This is a genomic window from Allopontixanthobacter sp. (assembly GCF_034376665.1).
In the GTDB taxonomy this organism is placed as follows: Bacteria; Pseudomonadota; Alphaproteobacteria; order Sphingomonadales; family Sphingomonadaceae; genus Allopontixanthobacter.
Genome location: NZ_JAXMJI010000018.1, coordinates 1 through 19,008, shown reverse-complemented (window position 1 = coordinate 19,008; position 19,008 = coordinate 1). Strand labels below are relative to the sequence as shown.

The 19,008-nt window shown below is 62.6% G+C and carries 18 protein-coding genes and 1 pseudogene; 16 read left to right on the top strand and 3 right to left on the bottom strand.

Going from position 1 to position 19,008, the window contains the following annotated elements:
* The 5 genes from U0988_RS01605 to U0988_RS01585 form a co-directional block, all read left to right on the top strand.
* On the top strand, positions 1 to 637 hold a 637-nt coding region (locus U0988_RS01605; RefSeq protein ID WP_322290899.1), incomplete at its 5' end, for an N-acetylmuramoyl-L-alanine amidase.
* A gap of 83 nt (positions 638 to 720) precedes the next feature.
* Complete coding sequence (locus tag U0988_RS01600) at positions 721 to 3,237, top strand: penicillin-binding protein 1A (protein ID WP_322290898.1); 2,517 nt, start codon at positions 721 to 723, stop codon at positions 3,235 to 3,237.
* A gap of 90 nt (positions 3,238 to 3,327) precedes the next feature.
* The gene (gene prfB, locus U0988_RS01595) at positions 3,328 to 4,455 is read left to right on the top strand and encodes a peptide chain release factor 2 (RefSeq protein ID WP_322290902.1); all 1,128 of its coding nucleotides are present in this window, start codon (positions 3,328 to 3,330) and stop codon (positions 4,453 to 4,455) included.
* Between the two features lie 5 nt (positions 4,456 to 4,460).
* The gene (locus U0988_RS01590) at positions 4,461 to 5,210 is read left to right on the top strand and encodes a class I SAM-dependent methyltransferase (RefSeq protein ID WP_322290897.1); all 750 of its coding nucleotides are present in this window, start codon (positions 4,461 to 4,463) and stop codon (positions 5,208 to 5,210) included.
* A 24-nt stretch (positions 5,211 to 5,234) separates the two neighbouring features.
* Complete coding sequence (locus U0988_RS01585) at positions 5,235 to 6,641, top strand: nitronate monooxygenase (RefSeq protein ID WP_322290896.1); 1,407 nt, start codon at positions 5,235 to 5,237, stop codon at positions 6,639 to 6,641.
* Between the two features lie 33 nt (positions 6,642 to 6,674).
* On the opposite strand, the gene U0988_RS01580 is transcribed toward U0988_RS01585, so the two are convergent.
* Positions 6,675 to 7,703 (bottom strand): D-glycerate dehydrogenase, encoded by a 1,029-nt coding sequence (locus U0988_RS01580; protein WP_322290895.1) that lies wholly within the window; start codon positions 7,701 to 7,703, stop codon positions 6,675 to 6,677.
* 129 nt (positions 7,704 to 7,832) lie between these two features.
* Between U0988_RS01580 and U0988_RS01575 the strand changes: the two genes are divergently transcribed.
* Complete coding sequence (locus tag U0988_RS01575) at positions 7,833 to 8,333, top strand: SH3 domain-containing protein (protein WP_322290894.1); 501 nt, start codon at positions 7,833 to 7,835, stop codon at positions 8,331 to 8,333.
* A 65-nt stretch (positions 8,334 to 8,398) separates the two neighbouring features.
* Here U0988_RS01575 and U0988_RS01570 read toward each other — a convergent pair whose 3' ends face one another.
* Entirely contained in the window at positions 8,399 to 8,842 is a 444-nt protein-coding gene (locus U0988_RS01570; RefSeq protein WP_322290893.1) for a hypothetical protein, read from the bottom strand.
* Between the two features lie 46 nt (positions 8,843 to 8,888).
* Positions 8,889 to 10,085 carry an acetyl-CoA C-acyltransferase gene (locus U0988_RS01565; protein WP_322290892.1) on the bottom strand — a complete coding sequence of 399 codons (1,197 nt, stop codon included), beginning with the start codon at positions 10,083 to 10,085 and terminating at the stop codon, positions 8,889 to 8,891.
* A 115-nt stretch (positions 10,086 to 10,200) separates the two neighbouring features.
* On the opposite strand from U0988_RS01565, the gene U0988_RS01560 reads away from it, so the two are divergent.
* From U0988_RS01560 to nuoG, 10 genes and pseudogenes are all read left to right on the top strand, one after another.
* On the top strand, positions 10,201 to 11,637 hold the full coding sequence (locus tag U0988_RS01560; RefSeq protein ID WP_322290891.1) for a coniferyl aldehyde dehydrogenase: 1,437 nt from the start codon (positions 10,201 to 10,203) through the stop codon (positions 11,635 to 11,637).
* Between the two features lie 139 nt (positions 11,638 to 11,776).
* Positions 11,777 to 12,151, top strand: a complete 375-nt coding sequence (gene ndhC, locus U0988_RS01555; RefSeq protein WP_322290890.1) for an NADH-quinone oxidoreductase subunit A — start codon at positions 11,777 to 11,779, stop codon at positions 12,149 to 12,151.
* The gene (locus U0988_RS01550) at positions 12,142 to 12,693 is read left to right on the top strand and encodes an NADH-quinone oxidoreductase subunit B family protein (RefSeq protein WP_322290889.1); all 552 of its coding nucleotides are present in this window, start codon (positions 12,142 to 12,144) and stop codon (positions 12,691 to 12,693) included. Before ndhC ends, U0988_RS01550 begins: the two co-directional genes overlap by 10 nt.
* 1 nt (position 12,694) lies before the next feature.
* Positions 12,695 to 13,531: an NADH-quinone oxidoreductase subunit C gene (locus tag U0988_RS01545; RefSeq protein ID WP_322290901.1), complete on the top strand. Its 837-nt coding sequence runs from the start codon at positions 12,695 to 12,697 to the stop codon at positions 13,529 to 13,531.
* 2 nt (positions 13,532 to 13,533) lie between these two features.
* Positions 13,534 to 14,739: an NADH-quinone oxidoreductase subunit D gene (locus U0988_RS01540; protein WP_322290900.1), complete on the top strand. Its 1,206-nt coding sequence runs from the start codon at positions 13,534 to 13,536 to the stop codon at positions 14,737 to 14,739.
* Positions 14,736 to 15,107, top strand: coding sequence for a cupin domain-containing protein (locus U0988_RS01535; RefSeq protein ID WP_322290888.1), 372 nt, complete (start codon positions 14,736 to 14,738; stop codon positions 15,105 to 15,107). The genes U0988_RS01540 and U0988_RS01535 overlap by 4 nt, the downstream gene beginning before the upstream one ends.
* Positions 15,107 to 15,775 carry an NADH-quinone oxidoreductase subunit NuoE gene (gene nuoE / locus U0988_RS01530; protein ID WP_322290887.1) on the top strand — a complete coding sequence of 223 codons (669 nt, stop codon included), beginning with the start codon at positions 15,107 to 15,109 and terminating at the stop codon, positions 15,773 to 15,775. The genes U0988_RS01535 and nuoE overlap by 1 nt, the downstream gene beginning before the upstream one ends.
* A gap of 118 nt (positions 15,776 to 15,893) precedes the next feature.
* A pseudogene (gene nuoF, locus U0988_RS01525) lies at positions 15,894 to 17,232 on the top strand (NADH-quinone oxidoreductase subunit NuoF).
* A 139-nt stretch (positions 17,233 to 17,371) separates the two neighbouring features.
* Positions 17,372 to 17,668 carry a hypothetical protein gene (locus U0988_RS01520; RefSeq protein ID WP_322290886.1) on the top strand — a complete coding sequence of 99 codons (297 nt, stop codon included), beginning with the start codon at positions 17,372 to 17,374 and terminating at the stop codon, positions 17,666 to 17,668.
* On the top strand, positions 17,661 to 19,008 hold a 1,348-nt coding region (gene nuoG, locus U0988_RS01515), incomplete at its 3' end, for an NADH-quinone oxidoreductase subunit NuoG (RefSeq protein ID WP_322290885.1). The genes U0988_RS01520 and nuoG, both read left to right, overlap by 8 nt.

Sequence of the window (19,008 nt, the reverse complement as noted above, 5' to 3'; positions counted from 1 at the left end):
GGCCAGCAACGGGGGATACCGCGAGAAGGACCTGGTCCTGGCCCTGGCAACGGCGCTGCGCGACCGGTTGGTCCAGGACGGCGGCATCCGCGTTGCGCTGACCCGCAGCGATGACAAGTTCCTGGTGCTGCAGGAACGCTTCGAGATTGCCCGCAGGCTGGACGCGGACCTGTTCCTGTCGATTCACGCCGATTCCACGGCGGAAGGCGGCGCAGCGAGCGGCGCCAGTATCTACACCTTGTCGAACGAGGCATCGAGTGAAGCCTCCGCGCGCTTCGCCGCCCGGGAAAACAGCGCCGATGTGATCAATGGCGTGGTGCTGGGGGGGCAAAGCGACGACGTGAATGCAATCCTGGTCGAGCTGTCCCAGCGGCGGGTGCAGCTGGATTCCTCCGAATTTGCCGGATTGATCGTGCGGGAAGGGGCAGGGGTCCTGACCTTCCATCCGCAGCCGCGCCGGTCTGCCGCCCTGGTAGTGCTGCGCGCTCCGGATGTGCCGTCGATCCTGTACGAAGCGGGCTATATCAACAATCCCGAGGATGCGGCCAGGCTGGCCTCGCCCGAGGGTCGCAGCCGGTTTGCCGAAACCATGGCGCGCGCGGTGCGGGTTTACTTTGCGCGCCAGGCCGGCAGTTGAAAGACGCGGACGTCGTGCCGGTGATTTGGCTGCAATCGTTCTGGCTTCCGACAGAATCTCCGTGCTAAAGGCGGCGACCGACTATGGCCGAGCAAACAACCTCCGAATATTTCCGCTACAGGATTCGCCGCGATACCAGCGGCGCTGCGGCGTGGTTCACTGCCAGATGGCGTGAACGGCGCAGATTTCGCTGGGCGGTCACCGCGATCGGCGGGATGCTCGCCCTGTTCATCATCGGCTGGGCCTTGCTCGCGCGGGGGCTGCCTGACGCCAATTCCCTGCTGGATTACGAACCGCCGCTGCCCACTGTGGTGCGCGGAATCGATGGCGAGATTGTCCATTCCTATGCCCGCGAACGGCGGGTGCAGTTGCAATATCCTGACTTCCCCAAGCAGCTGGTCGAGGCCTATCTGGCGGCGGAGGACAAGACCTTCTTCAGCCACGGAGGCATTGATGCGGGCGGCCTGGCGGGAGCGGTGGTCGACTATGTCACCAAGCTCGGGTCGGACGAGCGCGCGGTGGGCGGGTCCACAATTACCCAGCAGGTCGCCAAGAATATCCTGCTGAGCAACGAATATTCGGTCACCCGCAAGCTGAAGGAAATGCTCCTCGCTCGCCGGATCGAGGGCGTACTCACCAAACAGCAGATCCTCGAGCTGTATCTCAACGAAATCCCGCTTGGCCGGCGCAGCTTCGGCGTGCAGGCGGCGTCCCGCGCCTATTTCGACAAGGATGTCGGCGATCTTGAATTGCACGAATCGGCATTCCTCGCGATTTTGCCGAAAGCCCCGGAAACCTACAGCCGCGAAAAGAATTCCGGTGCCGCGCTGGCCCGCCGGAACTTCGTGCTCGACCAGATGGCGGAAAACGACTTCGTCAGCGCCGCAGAAGCCTCGGCGGCCAAGAGCCAGCCGCTCGGGCTGATCAGCCCCAAGGATGATACGAAATCGGTCGATGCCGGCTATTTTCTCGAAGAAGTCCGCCGGCAGCTGATCGAGGAATTCGGCGAAACCGCGGAAACGTCGAAAAACAGTGTGTATAGCGGCGGGTTATGGGTGCGGACCTCGCTCGATCCGGAACTGCAGGTTGCGGCGCGCGACGCTCTGCGTTCGGGAATGCTGGCGTATCACGGCAATCGTGGCTGGGCCGGGCCACTGGCGACCCTGAAGGAAGAAGACGGCAGCCTGACCAAGCAGCTTGCCAGTTCCTATCTCGGGATCAATTACCGTGACTGGCGCGTCGGCGTTGTTACCGGGCGCAGCGGTTCGCAGGCAACCATCGGTTTCGCCGATGGGACTACCGCGCCGCTCGGCGGCTTGCCGGACGCGCTCAAGAAAGGTGATGTCATCGCCGCTTCGCCCACGGGCGGATCGTACCGGGTGCGGACAGTGCCCGAGGTTTCCGGGGGATTTGTGGCGCAGGATCCCCAGACGGGCCGTGTGCTGGCGATGCAGGGTGGTTTCGACAGCCGCCTGGGTTCGTTCAACCGCGCCACGCAGGCAGAGCGCCAGCCGGGTTCCACGATCAAGCCCTTCGTCTATGCGACCGGTCTCGACAACGGCATGACTCCGGCCACTGAAATTCCCGACCAGACCTATTGTTTCTATCAGGGCGCAAATCTGGGTGAGAAATGCTTCCGCAATTTTGGCGGCGGCGGCGGCGGGGTGCACACGATGCGCTGGGGGCTGGAGCAGTCGCGCAACCTGATGACGGTGCACATCGCGATGGATGCCGGGATGCCCAACGTGATCAAGACCTTCGAACGGGTCGGGATCGGCAGCTACGAGCCCTATCCTTCCTTTGCACTCGGCGCAGGCGACACCACGGTCCTCAAGATGGTCAACGCCTATTCGGCGCTCGCCAACCAGGGCCGTCAGCAACCCGCCAGCGTAATCGATTACGTGCAGGACCGGCGCGGCAAAGTGATCTGGCGGGCGGACAAGCGCAAATGCACCGGCTGCAGCATGGCGGAATGGGACGGCAAGGGGATGCCCCGGTTGGCCCCGGCCGGCAAGCAGGTCATGGACCCGCGCACGGCATTCCAGACGGTGCATATGCTGCAGGGCGTGATTATCCGCGGGACCGCAACGCGGCTTCGCGATCTGGAACTGCCGATATTCGGCAAGACCGGCACCACCAGCGGCCCGACCAACGCATGGTTCGTGGGGGGAACTCCCGAATTCGTCGCCGGTACCTATCTCGGTTTTGACGCGCCGCGCGACATGGGCGGCTATGTCCAGGGCGGCAACACCGCCGGGCCAATCTTCAAGAATTTCGTTCTCGCCACGAAGAAGCGGTGGAGCACCGATCCTTTCCCTGCGCCCAAGGGCATCCGCATGGTCCGGATCGACCGCGTGTCGGGCAAGCGCGTCTTCGCGGGCGGTGAAAGCAACGATCCCAAGGCCGCGGTGATCTGGGAGGCCTTCAAGCCGGATACCGAACCGCCGCGCCGGACCCGGCAGGACGAGGTGGAGACGCGGCGCAAGGAAATCCTCGCGCTGATCCGCCGCGGCGGCAGGGCGGCGGAGGAATCCCGCCGGCAGTCCGCGCAGCCTGCCGAAGCAAGCAATTTTGCCGAGGAACAGGGCGGGCTGTACTAGTCCGTCCGGTTACAGCACCCTATCTGCCATCCTTTACAATCGGGGTATGTCCGCTAAGCGGACTGGCCCTATCTTACGGAGAGTTTGACCATGCGTGCCGAGGGGCAGGCCCATATTGATCGGATCGAAGCGGCGCTGGCGCTGGTGCGGCAGTCACTCGACTGGGAACGGGCGCTGCGGCGGCTGGACGAACTCAATGCGCGGGTGGAAGATCCGACACTGTGGGATAATCCGAAAGACGCCGAAGCGGTCATGCGCGAACGCCGCCGTCTCGAAGCCTCGATCGGAACGGTGCGGGAAATCTCCTCCGAAATGGCCGACGCTGTGGAATTCGTCGAAATGGGCGAAGCGGAAGGCGACGAGGATATCGCGGCGGAGGGGATGGCCAGCCTCGGGAAACTCGCCCAACGCGCCGATGCGGACAAGGTGCAGGCGCTGCTGGCGGGCGAGGCCGATGCCAACGATACCTACATCGAAATCCACGCGGGGGCCGGCGGGACCGAGAGCCAGGATTGGGCGGAAATGCTCCAGCGGATGTACTCCCGCTGGGCCGACCGCCGCGGCTACAAGGTCGAAATCGTCGATTACCATGGCGGTGACCAGGCGGGCATCAAATCCGCCACGCTGCTGGTCAAGGGCGAAAACGCCTATGGCTATGCGAAGACCGAAAGCGGTGTTCATCGCCTGGTGCGGATCAGCCCCTATGACAGTTCCGCGCGCCGCCATACCAGCTTCAGTTCCGTCTGGGTCTATCCCGTCATCGACGACGATATCGACATCGAGATCAACGAGAGCGACCTCAAGATCGACACCTACCGGGCCAGCGGCGCGGGCGGCCAGCACGTCAACACCACCGATTCCGCCGTGCGCATCACGCACCAGCCGAGCGGCATCGTGGTTGCCAGCCAGAACGACCGCAGCCAGCACAAGAACCGCGCCACCGCGATGAACATGCTCAAGGCCCGCCTGTTCGAAAAGGAAATGGCCGAACGCGAAGCCGCTGCCAGTGGTGAATATCAGGACAAGACCGAGATCGGCTGGGGCCACCAGATCCGGTCCTATGTCCTGCAGCCCTACCAGATGGTGAAGGACCTGCGCACCGGCGTGGTGTCCCCTTCGCCCGACGATGTGCTCGACGGCGCGATTGACGAATTCATTTCCGCCGCCCTGGCCCAGCGCGTAACCGGGGAAACGGTCGAGGTGGAGGACGTGGAATGAGCGCCATGTCCAGGTTCGTAAAGAGCGCAGTCAGTGCGCTGGCTATGCTGGGCCTGTCCGCTTGCCAGCCTGCCGAAAAGCGGTCGGATCGCCCTGAAACCTCGCTGGAATTCCCGCGTGCCGATCGTCCCGTCTCCGATCTGGGGGCGAACCAGTTTTCCACCGAGACGGCGCGCGATGCAGCGGGCGAAGCGCAGAAGGTGATGGACCTGGCCGAGATCAAGCCGGGCATGACCGTCGCCGATATCGGTGCGGGCGAGGGGTATTACACCGTCCGCCTGGCCGAGCGAGTCGGGGAAGAGGGCCGCGTGCTGGCCCAGGATATCGACCGCGAGGCGCTGGAGCGGCTCGCCCGCCGGGTCGAGCGCCAGCGGTTCGACAATGTTTCGATCAAGCTGGGCGAGGGCGATGATCCGCGGTTGCCGGAAGACAGCTTCGACCGGATATTCCTGGTCCATATGTACCACGAGGTCCGCGAACCCTATGCTTTCCTGTGGCGCCTCTGGCCCGCTTTGCGGGAAGGCGGACAAGTGATAGTAGTGGATGTCGACCGGCCGACCGACCAGCATGGAATCGATCCACTGTTGCTATCGTGCGAATTCCGGCAGGTCGGCTTTGAGCTTGTCGCCTTCAGGGATGCCCCCGAACTTGCGGGGTACTATGCACAGTTCAAGGCAGCGGCTACGAGACCGGAACCGAGTGAGATCAAGCCGTGCCAGGGGTCGCCGGGCGGTGAAGGCAATGCGGGCAAGTGACCGCGATAACAGGACTATGACGTAATGGGATTCAAGGGTTTAACCCCCATCAATTATGGTGGCCGCGAAGTCTGGCCGCTGATCGAAGGCGGCAAGGGCGTGTCGGCGACGAATCACGCGAGTTCCGGTGCCTGGGCTGCAGCCGGAGGCATCGGCACCGTGAGCGCGGTCAACGCGGACAGTTACGACGCCGAGGGGAAAATCGTCCCGCAGGTCTATGACGCGCTGACCCGCAAGGAACGGCACCTGCAGCTGATTCAGTACGCCATCGACGGCGCGGTGGACCAAGTAAAGCGCGCGCACGCAATGTCCGGCGGCAAGGGCGCGATCAATATCAACGTGCTGTGGGAAATGGGCGGCGCGCAGGCAGTGCTCGAAGGTGTGCTCGAACAGACCAAGGGGATGGTCACCGGCGTCACCTGCGGGGCTGGCATGCCGTACAAGCTGGCGGAGATCGCCCAGCATTACAACGTCCACTACCTGCCGATCATCAGCTCCGCCCGGGCGTTCCGCGCGCTGTGGAAGCGGTCCTACCACAAGGTGCCGCATCTGATGGCGGCGGTGGTGTACGAAGACCCGTGGCTGGCGGGCGGGCACAATGGCCTGTCCAACGCCGAAGACCCGACCAGGCCCGAAGACCCCTATCCGCGCGTTGCCGCGCTGCGCGAAACCATGCGCAAGGAAGGCGTGTCGGAAGACACCGCCATCGTCATGGCCGGCGGCGTGTGGTTCCTGCGCGAATGGGAAAACTGGATCGACAATCCGGAACTGGGCCAGATCGCCTTCCAGTTCGGCACGCGCCCCCTGCTGACGCGCGAAAGCCCGATCCCGCAAGGGTGGAAGGATATGTTGCGCACGGTCGAACCGGGCGACGTGCTGCTGCACAAATTCTCGCCGACGGGCTTCTATTCCTCTGCGGTCAAGAACCCGTTTCTGTGGGACCTGATCCACCGGTCGGAACGGCAGATACCCTATTCCAAGGTTGCCGCCGGCGAGCACACCGTCCAGCTGGACGTAGGCGTCAAGGGCAAGAATTTCTGGGTCACGCCGAAGGATCTCGACCGCGCGCGGGCGTGGTTCGGCGAAGGCTTCACCGAGGCGCTGAAGACACCCGATGACACGATCGTCTATGTCACGCCGGGCAGCCGCGACACCATCCGCAAGGACCAGAAGGACTGCATGGGCTGCCTGTCCCACTGCGCGTTTTCCGCGTGGAAGGACCATGACGATTACACCACCGGCCGCCTCGCCGACCCGCGCAGCTTCTGCATCCAGAAAACCCTGCAGGACATCGCCCATGGCGGCGATACGGACAAGAACCTCGCCTTCGCAGGCCATGCGGCCTACCGCTTCAAGCAGGACCCGTTCTATTCGAACAATTACACGCCGACGGTGAAGGAACTGGTCGATCGTATATTGACGGGGGATTGAGGCGCGGCGGGGGAAGCCCTGCCGCCGCCAGCTTTACACCAGCCCTTCCAGCACCTGGTCGGGCGGGCGGTGTCCGTCGATCCAGAAGCGGATGTTGGCGATCACCTTCTCGCCTGATCGTTCGCGGCCTTCCATGGTGGCGCTGCCGATATGCGGCAGGGTCATCACGTTGGGATGGGCGAGCAGGCGTGGGTCGACGTCCGGCTCTTGCGGATAGACATCGAGGCCCGCACCGCCAAGCGCACCTGCCTGCAAAGCCGCGATCAGCGCTTCCTGGTCCACCAGATCGCCACGCGCGGTGTTTATCAGGCAGGCACCGGGCTTCATCGCGCCGATCCGCCGCGCATCGATCGCGCCGATCGTCTGCGGAGTGGCGGGGCAATGCAGCGTCAGAATGTCGGACATCGCCACCAGTTCGTCCAGCGTTTCGACATAGTCCGCGGCGAACATCGTTTCCAGCGCTTGGGGCAGCCGATGGCGGTTGTGATAGACGATCGTGAGCCCGAACGCCTTGGCGCGGTGGGCCACGGCCTGACCGATCCGGCCCATGCCGAGGATCCCAAGCACCTTGCCGCCCAATTGACGCCCGAGCATGGCCGACGGTGCCCAGCCGGTCCATTCGCCTCGGCGGACCAGCGCGACACCTTCACGGACCCTGCGCGGGACGCCGATGATCAGCGCCATCGCCAGATCAGCGGTGTCGTCGGTAAACACGCCCGGGGTATTGGTCACCATGATCCCGCGGCGTTTGGCTGCTGCCAGGTCGATATGGTCGGTGCCTGCACCGAAACTGGCGATCAGGCCCAGCCGCTCGCCCGCGCCCTCGATCAACTCGGCATCGATCCGGTCGGTGACGGTGGGAACCAGCACGTCGCAGTTCTGCATCGCGGCGGCGAGCTGGTCGCGGGTGAAGGGCGTATCTTCGGGATTCAGCTGCGCGTCGTACAATTCGCTCATCCGCGCTTCCACGGCGGGCAAGAGATGGCGGGTTACGATCACGCGCGGAGAGCCATCGCGGCGGCGAGCGGGCTTTCCAGCATCGGAAGGAACTGTCTTGGGCATTGCGCAGCGCTAGGCCCGGAGTGGCGCGCGGGTCAAGCGGTCGTGACGGGTTTCGCGGCGGCGGAGGAACCGTGATTGCCGCAGGCTTACCGCTTGAAGCGCGGTGGCGGCGGGTTGTATAGGCGGCTGATGATCTTGCGAATCCCGACTTCCGTCATGGCTGCTTTCTCGCGCTTTTTTCTCGCCTTGGGGCTGCTCCTCTGCGTTGTCGGCCCGGCTTCCGCGCAGGACCGCGAGGTTCCCTATTGGGCTTCGATCAATACCGAGGAACTGAACATGCGGGTCGGGCCGAGCATGGAATACAGAATCGAGTGGGTTTATCGCCGCGAAGGTCTGCCGGTGAAGGTTGTTCGCGTGGTCGATCGCTGGCGCCTGATCGAGGATTCCGAAGGAACCACCGGCTGGGTATCGAGCAACCTTCTGAGCCTTCGGCGCTGCGCGGTAGTGATCGGTGAGGGACTCGCTGCAATCCGCGAAGTGCCGTCAAGCAGCGGCAAGCTGAAATGGAATGCGGAGCCTGGCGTGATCGGCCAACTTGGCGACTGCGAGGCGGGCTGGTGCGCAATCGACATCGCTGGCAGGACTGGCTGGATCGAACAGGACCGTATCTGGGGCGCAGGCGATCCCTGATCGCTTTCGAAAGCAAAAGGGCGGCCCGCAGACCGCCCTCAAGATTGCCATATTCTAATTTGCTATTACGTCGCCGCTAAGGGCCGCACCGTCACCGGATCGCCTTCATCTGGCGTGGCGGTGAACGAACCATCGTCGCCCGGCGCGGATTCTGTGAAACACATTGCTTCGCGGCCTTCGGTGGTCGGGGTGAAGCAGGTCTTTCCGTCAACCACCGCCCATGTGCCTTCTTCGATCAGCTTCCCGTCTGCGTCGCTATCCGAATAGGTGCCATCGGCGTTGATCACCGCAGTCCCGATCGTACCGTCCGCATTCGTGACCTCAAAAGTTCCCACCGGCGTGCCATTGGCAACGGTGACAGGTGCAGGTTCGGCGATTTCTTCGACAACAGGTTCTGCTTCTTGCTCAGGCTGGCAAGCGGCCAGCGCGCCGACAACAAGCGACACCATCAACAATTTCTTCATCGGACAAACTCCACTGATTTCATCAATGCGGCCCTGGGCACCCATAGCATGCCAAGGAGGCAGGGGGAAATCGAGAAAGTTTGGGCGGGCGTTAAGCGAGCTCCACCGCGACCGCAGTTGCTTCGCCGCCGCCGATGCAAAGACTGGCGATTCCGCGCTTTTTACCTTGCTGCTTGAGGGCGTTAAGCAGCGTCACCAGGATGCGCGTTCCGCTGGCCCCGATCGGGTGCCCCAATGCGGTGCCGCCGCCGTTCACGTTGATCCGGTCGTGCGGAATGCCGATGTCGCGCATCGCGAACATGGCGACGCAGGCGAATGCTTCGTTCACTTCCCACAGATCGACATCGTCCACCGACCAGCCGGCTTTCTCCAGCACCTTGTTGATTGCGCCGATGGGGGCAATGGTGAATTCCGAGGGTTCCTGCGCATGCGCCGCGCTGGCGACCACCCGTGCGAGCGGGGTGTAACCCTTGGCCGTCGCGACGCTTTCACGCGTCAGCACGATGGCAGCAGCGCCGTCCGAGATGGAGCTCGAGGTAGCAGCGGTAATCGTGCCGTCCTTGGCGAAGGCGGGGCGCAGCGTCGGGATCTTGTCCGGCTTGCCGCGTCCGGGTGCTTCGTCGGTATCCACCACCACATCGCCGCCGCGGGTGGACATCGTCACCGGCACAACCTCGTCCGCGAACGCACCGCTGGAAATGGCGGCGTTGGCGCGGCGCAGCGACTCGATGGAATATTCGTCCATCGCTTCGCGGGTCAGCTGGTATTCGTCCGCCGTGGCCTGCGCAAAGGTGCCCATCGCGCGGCCTTCCTCATAGGCATCTTCCAGCCCGTCGAGGAACATGTGATCATAGGCGGTGTCATGGCCGATCCGCGCGCCGCTGCGGTGCTTTTTGAGCAGGTAGGGCGCGTTGGTCATGCTTTCCATGCCGCCCGCGATCACCGTGTCGATCGAACCGGCGGCGAGCGCTTCCGCGCCCATGATGACGGTCTGCATTCCCGAACCGCACACCTTGTTGACCGTGGTCGCCTGGACGGATTTGGGCAGGCCAGCCTTCAACGCGGCCTGGCGGGCAGGGGCCTGGCCAAGACCGGCGGGCAGGACGCAGCCCATATAGATGCGGTCGATATCTTCACCCGCGACGCCCGCGCGCTCGACCGCTGCCTTCACCGCGGTTGCTCCCAGATCGGTGGCCGACGCGTCGGACAGGGCGCCTTGCATGCTACCCATCGGGGTGCGTGCATAGGACAGAATTACGACTGGGTCGGCGGCTGAAAATGCGGACATAAGGGAAGCTTGCCTTTCGTGATGAAGCATGTGCTATTCATCTGGACATGTAGTGCTGCGGCGCACCAAAATCAAACGGGCAGAAACATGTGGCCCCTATCGGACGGAATTAACTGTGGCAGACAACAAGCATAACGAGATGGAAGAAATTCTTGCCCTGCAGCGAGCTTCCTTCACTGCCGCCCGGCCCGAGGTGCAGGCACTTCGCCGCGACCGGGTGAAACGGGCCATCGCACTGCTGGTCGATCACGGCGACGATCTGGCGCAGGCGATGAGCGCGGATTTCGGCAACCGCAGCGTCCCGATGAGCCTGCTGACCGACATCGCCTCGACGGTGAATTTCGGCAAATACTGTCTCAAGCACATGGACAATTGGGCGAAGCCGGAAAAGCGCAAGGTCCAGTTCCCGCTCGGCCTGCTGGGCGCGAAGGCGGAACTCCGGTTCGAGCCCAAGGGCGTGATCGGGATCATGTCGCCGTGGAATTTTCCGGTGAACCTGTCGCTCGGGCCGTTGATGCAGGTGCTGGCCGCAGGCAACCGGGCGATGATCAAGCCGAGCGAATTTACCGAGGCGACGTCTGAGTTGACCGCGCGATTGATCGCCGAATATTTCGCCCCCGAGGAAGTTGCCGTGATCACTGGCAGCCCCGAAGTGGCGCAGGCGTTTTCGTCGCTGCCGTTTGACCATCTGGTGTTCACCGGTTCGACCGCAACGGGCCGCAAGGTGATGGAGGCTGCCAGCCGTAATCTGGTGCCGGTGACGCTTGAGCTCGGCGGGAAGTCGCCCGTGGTGCTCGGCCGCAGCGCCGATTTCGCCAAGGCGGGCGAGCGGATTGCGATGGGCAAGATGATGAACGCCGGCCAGATCTGCCTCGCGCCCGATTACATGATCGTGCCGCAGGATAAGGAAGAAGAAGCGGTGGACGCCGTGCGCAGCAGTGCCAGTGCCATGTATCCGACCCTGCTGGATAATGACGATTACACCTCGATCGTCACCGACCGCCATTTCGACCGCCTGAAGGCCCTCGTCGAGGACGCCCGCGGCAAGGGCGCGGAAGTGGTCGAGGTCAATCCGGCGCAGGAAGATTTCTCCAGCACCAATTCGCGCAAGATGCCGCTGACCATCCTGCGCAATGTCACAGCCGACATGACCGCCATGCAGGAAGAAATCTTCGGTCCGATCCTGCCCGTAATGACATATCAGGGTGTCAGCGAAGCCATCGACCACATCAACCGCAACGACCGCCCGCTCGGCCTCTATTATTTCGGCGAGGACGACGGCGAACGGGAACAGGTGCTCACAAAGACGATTTCCGGAGGGGTGACCGTCAACGACGTGGTCTTCCATGTTTCCATGGAAGATCTGCCCTTCGGCGGTGTTGGACCTTCGGGCATCGGTTCCTATCATGGACCCGAAGGCTTCCGCGAATTCAGCCATGCACGCTCGGTTTACCGCCAGAGCAGGATCGATGTGGCGGGCCTTGCCGGGCTGAAACCGCCGTATGGAAAGAAGATCAGCAGGACGCTGGCAACCCAGATAAAGAAGGCCTGAGCAGCTCGGGACAAATTGGGGAGGATTTTACCGGCGCGCCCTCTTGCACCATCGGGGGCAGGGGACTAGGGCGCGCCATACATGTAATCCGTGCCGATTCAGCCCCTAAGGGCGAAGGGCACCCAACCGAGGCATTAGCGTGGTCGACCTAAGCCAATATCTGCCGATCCTGATTTTTCTGGCGATCGCGCTGGCCATGTCGGCGGCGTTTGTGTTCCTGCCGATGGGCGTGTCCCGCCTGACTGGCACGCATAATCCGACTGCCAACAAGCTGACCGAATATGAATGCGGTTTCCCCGCGTTCGAGGATTCGCGCAGTCAGTTCGACGTGCGGTTCTACCTCATCGCGATCCTGTTCATCATCTTCGACCTCGAAGCCGCGTTCCTGTTCCCCTGGGCAGTCAGCCTCGACATGACCGGCTGGGCAGGGTGGATCACGATGATGGTGTTCCTGTTCGAACTGATCATCGGTTTCGCTTACGCCTGGAAGACAGGAGCGCTCGAATGGGAGTAGCAAACGGCCTGCCTGCCGCCGCCCAGCCCGGGGCGATCCTTCAGCCCGACGCCGATTATTTCAAGGCGATGCAGGCGGAGGTGAACGACAAGGGTTTCCTGGTCACAAGCACCGAAGATCTGTTCCAGTGGGCCCGCACCGGCTCGCTGTGGTGGATGACCTTCGGCCTCGCCTGCTGCGCGGTCGAGATGATCCATGTGAATATGCCGCGCTATGACATGGAACGTTTCGGCGTGGTCCCCCGCGCGTCCCCGCGCCAGTCGGACGTGATGATCGTGGCCGGAACGCTGTGCAACAAGATGGCACCGGCGCTGCGCAAGGTTTACGACCAGATGTCGGACCCGAAATACGTCATCTCGATGGGCAGCTGCGCCAATGGTGGCGGCTATTACCATTACAGCTATTCGGTCGTCCGCGGGTGTGACCGGATCGTGCCGGTGGACATCTATATCCCCGGTTGCCCGCCTACGGCCGAAGCGCTGCTGTACGGGGTGATGCAGCTGCAGCGGAAAATCCGCCGCTCCGGGACGATTGAACGATAATATGGCCGTTCTCCATTCCGCCCCCCGGATCACCTCGAACGAAGGCGTAAAAGCTGCGCTGTCCGCCGCGCTGGGCGACATGCTGCTCGAAGCGCACGAGGAATACGGCGAAATCCTGTTCACGGTGCAGCGGGACCGGATCGAAGACGTGCTCCGGCTGTTGCGCGACGATCACGAATACCAGCAGCTGATGGAAATGGCCGGGGTCGATTACCCGCAGCGGGCCGAACGGTTCGAAGTCGTGTATATGCTGCTGAGCCTGACGAAAAACCACCGGATTATGGTCAAGGTCACGACCGACGAGGCAACCCCGGTGCCCACCGTCACCACGCTTTGGCCCAACGCCGGCTGGCTGGAGCGCGAGGTCTTCGACATGTACGGCGTGCTGTTCGCGGGCAATACCGACCTGCGCCGCATCCTGACCGATTACGGCTTCGAAGGGCATCCCTTCCGCAAGGACTTCCCGCTTACCGGCTATACCGAACTGCGCTATTCCGAGGAAGAAAAGCGGGTGGTGTACGAACCGGTCGAACTGACTCAGGAACTGAGGCAATTCGATTTCATGTCGCCCTGGGAAGGCGCGGAATATGTCCTTCCGGGTGACGAGAAAGCGGACGTTCCGCCGGTTAACGAACCCAAGGTCACCGAGAAGACGTCCGACACCGGCGCGGGCAAGGCGGCGAACAAGGCCGCTGCCAAGCGCTCGAAGAAGGATTCGGTGCCCATTGCGGAACCCGATGCGCCCGAACCGACCGAAGACCGCCCCGATCGCAAGCCGCGCAAGGGCAAAGCCAAGGACACCAAAGCCGCCACCGAACCGAAGGGAGGCAAGAAGTGACCATGCAGCTTGAACAGTCGCCCACCACCGGCGACGAGGTGATCACCAATTACACGATCAACTTCGGTCCCCAGCATCCCGCGGCGCACGGCGTCTTGCGGATGGTGATGGAGCTCGATGGCGAGATCATCGAACGGATCGATCCGCATGTCGGCCTGCTACACCGCGGCACCGAAAAGCTGATCGAGCACAAGACCTACCTTCAGGCGCTGCCCTATTTCGACCGGCTCGATTACGTTTCGCCGCTGTGCCAGGAACATTCCTATGTGCTGGCGATCGAGAAGCTGCTCAATCTCGAAGTGCCGATCCGCGCGCAATATCTGCGGGTGCTGTTCGCCGAGCTGACGCGCATTTCCAATCACATGCTCAACATCGGTGCGCATGTGATGGATGTCGGCGCGATGACGCCCAATCTTTGGGTGTTCGAGCTGCGCGAAGACTGCATGAACTTCTTCGAGCGGGCCAGCGGCGCACGGATGCATTCGGCATGGTTCCGCCCCGGCGGTGTGCATCAGGATGTGCCGCTGAAACTGCTGACCGATATCGGTGACTGGGTCGATACGCGGCTGCCCGAATTGTTCGGTGACGCGATGAGCCTGGTGACCGACAACCGGATCTTCAAGCAGCGCAATGTTGATATCGCGGTGGTGTCGAAGCAGGACGCGATTGCCTGGGGCTTTTCCGGTCCGATGATCCGCGCTGCGGGCGTGCCGTGGGATATCCGCAAGTCGCAGCCTTACGATGTCTATGACCGGATGGATTTCGAAATTCCGGTTGGCACCAATTCGGATTGCTATGACCGGTTCATGGTCCGGGTGCAGGAAGTGTATCAGAGCGCCAAGATCATCAAGCAATGCCTCGCCGAAATGCCCGAAGGCCCAGTCGCGAGCGACGACCGCAAGATCGTCCCGCCCAAACGCGGCGAAATGAAGCAGTCGATGGAAGCGCTGATCCACCACTTCAAGCTCTACACCGAAGGCTTCCATGTCCCCGCTGGCGAGGTCTACGTGGCGACCGAAAGCCCCAAGGGCGAATTTGGCGTCTATCTGGTGTCGGACGGGTCGAACAAACCCTATCGCTGCAAGATCCGCCCGACCGCCTTCAGCCATTTGCAGGCAATGGACTTCATGAGCCGCGGCCACATGCTGCCCGACGCAACCGCCATCCTCGGCGCGATCGATGTGGTGTTCGGGGAGTGTGACCGGTGAGCGGAGCTCCGAAAATTGTGAATCTGGCGGAAAAGTTGTCGAAAATCGACGAGCATTGGGATCCGCGCATCGTTGGCCATTATAACGGCAACGAGATACGGCTGGCCAAAATCAAAGGCGATTTTGTCTGGCATGCGCACACCGAAACCGACGAGATGTTTCTCGTCCTGAGCGGCAATATGGGCATCGAATTTCGTGATGGTGTCCGGCATTTCGGTGCCGGCGAAATGGTAGTCGTCCGCAGGGGAACCGAACACCGTCCCTTTGCGGAAGACGAATGCCACATACTTTTCATGGACAAAGAAGGCGAGCCCAACACCGGTGACACGCCTTCTAATCTCACGCGCGAAAAGTTGGATTTCATCTAATGGCTCACCGTTCCCTCGCACCCGATACCCCTGAGCTGCGCGAGCGCTGGGGCGCGTTCGCGTTCTCGCCCGCGTGGAAGGCCAAGGCCGACAAGGCGATCGCGTCCTACCCCGAAGGCCGCCAGAAATCGGCGGTGATGCCGCTGCTCGATCTGGCGCAGCGCCAGGTGGGCGAGGAAACCGGCACACAGGGCTGGCTGCCGATGCCGGTGATTGAGTATGTCGCGAAATATCTCGACATGCCGGTGATCCGCGTGCTCGAAGTCGCGACGTTCTATTTCATGTACAACCTTGTTCCGGTGGGCAAATTCCATGTGCAGGTATGCGGCACGACGCCCTGCATGCTGCGCGGATCGGACGATATTATTGCCGCCTGCAAGAAACGCGGGATGGCGAAGGGCGAAGTCTCCGCCGACGGGCTGTGGACCCTCACCGAAGTCGAATGCATGGGCAATTGCGCCACCGCGCCGATGGTCCAGATCAACGACGGTAATTACGAGGATTTGACGGTCGAACGCCTGGACGCGGTGCTGGATGCGCTGGCGGCGGGCGAGACCCCGAAGGAAGGCACGCAGGAACCGGGCCGGCACACCTCCGAACCTTCCGGCGGTCCGACTACGCTCAAGGAAATGGTCACCGAGAACCACGATTACCGGGGTGAATGGTGATGTTCAAAGTGCATCTCCAACCAACTCCCCTCCCCTTGGGGAGGGGCCGGGGGTGGGGGTTCGGCGTAGATCGTTCCACTGCCGCCGAACACCCACATCCAACTTCGCCTAGCGCCCAATGGGCGCAAGGCTTCGTATCCTTCTCCCTCATGGGAGAAGGGAGGTGCGCAGCATGAGCCTTCAGGACAAAGACCGCATTTTCACCAATCTCTACGGCTTTCAGGACTGGGGCCTGAAAGCTGCGCAGAAACGCGGCGATTGGGATGATACCAAGGCGATAATCGCGCGCGGCAACGACGCCATCATCGACGAGATGAAGGCATCTGGCCTGCGCGGGCGGGGCGGGGCGGGCTTCCCCACCGGCCTCAAGTGGTCGTTCATGCCCAAGGAAAGCAAGGATGGCCGCCCGTCTTTCCTGGTCATCAACGCCGACGAATCCGAGCCCGGTTCGTGCAAGGATCGTGAGATCATCCGGCACGATCCGCACAAGCTGATTGAGGGCGCGCTGATCGCCGGTTTCGCGATGCGCGCGCGCCGCCTATATCTACATTCGCGGCGAGTATATCCGCGAAGCCCAGACACTGCAGGCCGCGATCGACGAGGCCTACGCCGCCGGGCTGATCGGCAAGAATGCCAGCGGCAGCGGCTATGATTTCGACGTGTTCATGCACCGCGGCGCGGGCGCATACATCTGCGGCGAAGAAACCGCGATGATCGAGAGCCTGGAAGGCAAGAAGGGCCAGCCGCGCCTCAAGCCGCCGTTTCCGGCGGGCGCGGGGCTCTATGGCTGCCCGACCACGGTCAACAATGTCGAGAGCATCGCGGTGGTCCCCACGATCCTGCGGCGCGGCGCATCATGGTTCTCCAGCTTCGGCAATGAGGGCAACCACGGCACCAAGCTGTTCCAGATCAGCGGCCATGTGGACAAACCCTGCGTCGTCGAAGAGGAAATGAGCATTCCCTTCCGCGAGCTCATCGAAAAGCATTGCGGCGGCATCCGCGGGGGTTGGGATAATCTGCTGGCGGTGATCCCCGGCGGTTCGTCCGTCCCGCTGGTTCCGGCGGCCGACATCATGGACGCACCGATGGATTTCGACGGGCTGAAGGCCGTCGGATCGGGCCTCGGCACCGCGGCGGTAATCGTGATGGACAAGAGCACCGACATCGTGCGCGCGATCAGCCGGATCAGCTATTTCTACAAGCACGAAAGCTGCGGCCAATGCACCCCCTGCCGCGAGGGCACCGGCTGGATGTGGCGGATGATGGAGCGCCTGCGCACCGGAGACGCCGCGATCGAGGAAATCGACATGCTGCAGCAGGTCACCAAGCAGGTTGAAGGCCATACAATTTGTGCGCTCGGCGATGCAGCAGCATGGCCGATCCAGGGCCTGATCCGGCACTTCCGCCCCGAGTTGGAGCGGCGTATTCATGAGAACGTGCGGGAGGCGGCGGAGTGAACGGGCCAATGATTTCTCGTCATTGCGAGGAGCCGCAGGCGACGCGGCAATCCATGGCGCTGCACCATGGATTGGTTGGCCTATGGCCGCCTTTGGCCCGCTACGCTCGCAATGACGAAGTTGTGCGGGAGGCTGCGGAATGAGCTTTGAACGGATGTTTGCGTGGTCGATGAAACGGGGTGCTCGGCTCTTGTTCGGGCTTGCCCTCGCCTTTTTCGTGGCCGCCCTCATCTCCAGTTTCGTCACGCTTGTCGACTTTGCGGGCATTGAATTGTTTGAGCCCAATCCAAATGTCAGCAACTACACCGAACCTGGAAATTTGCTCCTCGCCGCATTGTCGCCATTTGCGACGTCGGCAACGCTGTTGTTTTCGGCACTTATAGTGAACCATCTTGATCGATGGGCGCTGGCTCGGACGGGGGCACCGAATGCCTAAAGTCACCGTTGATGGCGTCGAAATCGAGGTTCCCGCCGGTGCCACCGTGCTGCAGGCGTGCGAGCTGGCGGGAAAGGAAATTCCGCGGTTCTGCTATCACGAACGGCTGAGCATCGCGGGTAATTGCCGCATGTGTCTGGTCGAAGTGAAGCCGGGGCCGCCAAAGCCGCAGGCGTCCTGCGCTTTGCCTGCCACCGACGGTCAGGAAATCCGCACCGACACGCCCCTGGTCAAGACCGCGCGCGAAGGCGTGATGGAATTCCTGCTGATCAACCACCCGCTCGATTGCCCGATCTGCGATCAGGGTGGTGAATGCGATCTGCAGGATCAGTCGGTCGCCTATGGCCGCGGCGGTTCGCGCTATACCGCCAACAAGCGGGCGGTGACCGAGAAATACATGGGCCCGCTGATCAAGACGATCATGACCCGCTGCATCCATTGCACCCGCTGCGTGCGCTTCTCAGAAGAAATTGCCGGTGTGGACGAAATCGGCGCGCTGTACCGCGGCGAGGATATGCAGATCACCACCTATCTGGAACGCGCTGCGACGCATGAGTTGAGCGCGAATGTGATCGACCTGTGTCCGGTCGGTGCCTTGACGTCGCGCCCCTACGCTTTCGAAGCGCGCCCTTGGGAGCTGAAGAAGACGCTCAGCATCGACGTCTCCGACGCGGTCGGCGCGAATATCCGGCTCGACAGCCGGGGCCGCGAAGTGATGCGCGCATTGCCGCGGATCAATGACGAGGTGAACGAGGAGTGGCTGTCCGACAAGGGCCGCTACATGGTTGACGGCCTCACCCGCCGCCGCCTCGACAAGGTATGGATTCGCAAATCCGGCAAACTGGCCGAGGCAAGCTGGGACGAGGCTTTCAAGGCTATCGCCGCCGCGAAACCGGGCAAGAACATCGCCGCGATTGCGGGCGATCTGGTCGATTGCGAAACGATGTTCGCCGCCAGGGCGCTGCTCGGCGCGATGGGCAGCACTTTGCTCGAAGGCCGCCAGACCGGGATGGATTACGACGTGTCCAATCTGGCTGCGGTCGCGTTCAATTCAACCTTTGCCGGCATCGAAACCGCCGACGCCATCCTGATCGTCGGCAGCCACGTGCGCTGGGAAGCCGCGCTGGTCAACGCGCGGCTGCGCAAGGCGGTGAAACGCGGGGCCAAGGTGTTCGTCGTCGGACCCGAATGGGAAACGACCTTTCCGGCGACATTCCTCGGCGATGATGTCGCTGTTCTCGGCAAATTGCCCAAACCGGTGTCCGAAGCGTTCAAGGGCGCGGAACGTCCGGCGATCATCCTCGGCGGAGCGGCTCTGGCAAAGGGCGCACTCGCCCCGG